Consider the following 2,457-nt stretch of genomic DNA (forward strand, 5'->3'; position numbering starts at 1 on the left):
TCCCTCCACGCCATCCTCCTCCCCGGCCCGCCCATACTTCCCCCTCGCCATATCCAGCCGTTTCCGGATCTTTCCCGCCAGCAGCTTCGGCGCCAATACTTTTATATACTCCCCAAACCCTAACAGTTCCCGCTCTAATTCAAAATTCAGCACCACATCGATCCTTATAATAATGCTCCCATCCGCGTCCTCTTTCAGCACCTCCTGGGAATGATGGATCGGTTTTGTCAGCACATAGGGCGCATGGTATTTATCTATATGCAGGATCACTTTATGAGGGCGGTCTTTCTCCGTTTTGGTCACGCCTAACAGGTCGTCAAAATACCGGTCAAAGTCAATGCCGTCATAGGCTATGAACGGCTCTTTGGGCAGTTCCTGGAAACCCACAATGCGGTCCAGCGCCATGGTAAGCAGCAGCTTTCCTTTTTTAGACCGTGCGATCAGGAACCAGCGGTTACGGTACTCCTTCAGTAAATAAGGGAAGTAAATATTTTCCTGCGCAGTAGCTGCCTTAAAAGATTTATATGTGATCAGCAAGGGCCGTTCATGTAGAATGGCCTGGTACAGCGGGTTAATATGTTCCAGGCCTTTCAGCAGCCGGTTGTTCTCAAACTGTATGCAGTTGCGTCCTTCATTCGTACGCCGGTACAGGTTATTTTCCAGCCGCGTGATCATTTCGCTCATTTCTTCAAAATAGCTGAACCCATTAAACTGCTTTAGGATGCCTACGATCTCTTTCATCTTCTCCACATCCGCATTATTAATAGGGGCGCTGGTAATGCTGTACGCCGCATCGCTGTAGGTGTAATATTTCTTCTCCTGTACAATAATGGGCGCATTATATCCCAGCTTGTCGCTGCGCATTATTTGAATATCCGCCTGTACGGTGCGGCGGCTTACGCCGGATGTAATGCCTTCCTGCTCATATAAGGTGTTCGCTACTTTCTCAATAAGATCTTCCAGCGTCCATTTACGGTAACGGTTACGCAAACATTCATCAATGGTTTTATAGCGCATCAGCGCCAGCTTATTTATAGACATGACGGTTGGGTTACTATCTGAAAATAATGGAACGGGGTACTTATTAATACCAGCTTATTGGTTCAGATTACCCCGTAAAAATAGCAGAACCTTTTTAATTACGCAATACATCTGCGCAGTTTATCCGTTGCCGTAGTTTTTTAGGTCTTATTTAAATCTTAACCCGGTATAAACCAGCCCAATAAAAAATTCTTCAAAAATATTTTCACCTGCGCAGGTGGACTGCGCACATAGGTGGCCATCTTTGTGTCATCAGGAACAACGGTCAAGAATGAGTTACTTCAAATTCCTTTTAAGAACAAACTCTTTCAATTATCGCCTGTAAAAAGAAGCAGTAGCTCAGTTGGTAGAGCAATACAATGTAGTTTTAAAATTATCTTCAGGTCAATTAAAACTTACTCCCACGGTTAATGTGTGGGTCGCCGGTTCGAATCCGGCCTGCTTCACGAAACTTAGGTCAATTGTTGCTTACTTCAATTTTTTTGGTAAAAACAGCAGCAAAATTATCTGGTTATAAAAATTAAAACAATGATGAATCAATTATTAACCGTTAGTATCCGCCAGCAAGCCATCTTTATTCCTGATAACGCCCTGTTACAGGAAGGTAAACGGTTAAGAACAGACACCGGTATGCTGCTGGCTAACCTGTCTAAATTAGGTTTCGGGGTTTCTGAAGATCTGTTAAAAGCATTGATCGCAACCGTGCCTGCTTACCAGTCCATCATACTGGAGTCCTTAAAAGAGGTGCTGGGTTTACATAAGAACTGGACCCCGCTGGTAAAGAACTGGGATATCCCTACCGGTGAATCTGAGGCAGATCATATCGCTACTTTCTTTGCTACTGTTTTACGCGCAAAGGGTGTACAATTACCTTGCAATCATATTATCCCGGAACAGTCGTTCCCCCTGCACCGTTATAACGGATGCCCTTTCTGCGGTACGCCCTTTGAATTTGGCGCCATTGAAAATTATAAACAGAATACTGAATTAAAGGTGCTGGAATTATGGACCCTGCAGGATGCTGCTGCTTATTTGCAGGACCTGTTAACATCCAAAACTGCATTGGATGCCACGCAGATGAACAGCCTGCAGATCTTACTGGAAATACTGCCTTTGCCGCAGGTGAAGATCGGTATGAAGGAAACGCTGATGGCCGTGGCAGATATATTTATAAAACAGGAGCAGCCGGAAAAAGCACAGTCGCTGTGGACCTCTCCAACAGATATCCTGCGCTACCTGTGGTATAAACATACCGGTTATTTACAGCTGATAGCTCCTAAAACTATTATCAAACGTACCGCGCGTAACAACCGGCACATTGTATGGCAGCTGGATGAAAGTGCACAGGGGCGCGTAAAAAGTAAAGCAGACCTGAAGCTGAAATACTCCCGTAAAGAGGGATTGATGGTAGCTAAC

General features: G+C 44.9%; 1 protein-coding gene, 1 tRNA gene and 1 pseudogene. 2 read left to right on the forward strand and 1 reads right to left on the reverse strand.

Annotated elements, in window-relative coordinates:
- On the reverse strand, positions 1–1,041 hold a 1,041-nt coding region (locus tag VIM87_RS26200), incomplete at its 3' end, for a WYL domain-containing protein (RefSeq protein WP_331999851.1).
- A 328-nt stretch (positions 1,042–1,369) separates the two neighbouring features.
- On the opposite strand from VIM87_RS26200, the gene VIM87_RS26205 reads away from it, so the two are divergent.
- Both VIM87_RS26205 and VIM87_RS26210 read left to right on the forward strand, forming a co-directional pair.
- Positions 1,370–1,487, forward strand: a tRNA-OTHER gene (locus tag VIM87_RS26205).
- A gap of 82 nt (positions 1,488–1,569) precedes the next feature.
- Positions 1,570–2,457, forward strand: a pseudogene (locus tag VIM87_RS26210) (hypothetical protein); the annotation flags it as partial.

It is taken from the genome of Chitinophaga sp. (assembly GCF_036569125.1).
GTDB lineage: Bacteria > Bacteroidota > Bacteroidia > Chitinophagales > Chitinophagaceae > Chitinophaga.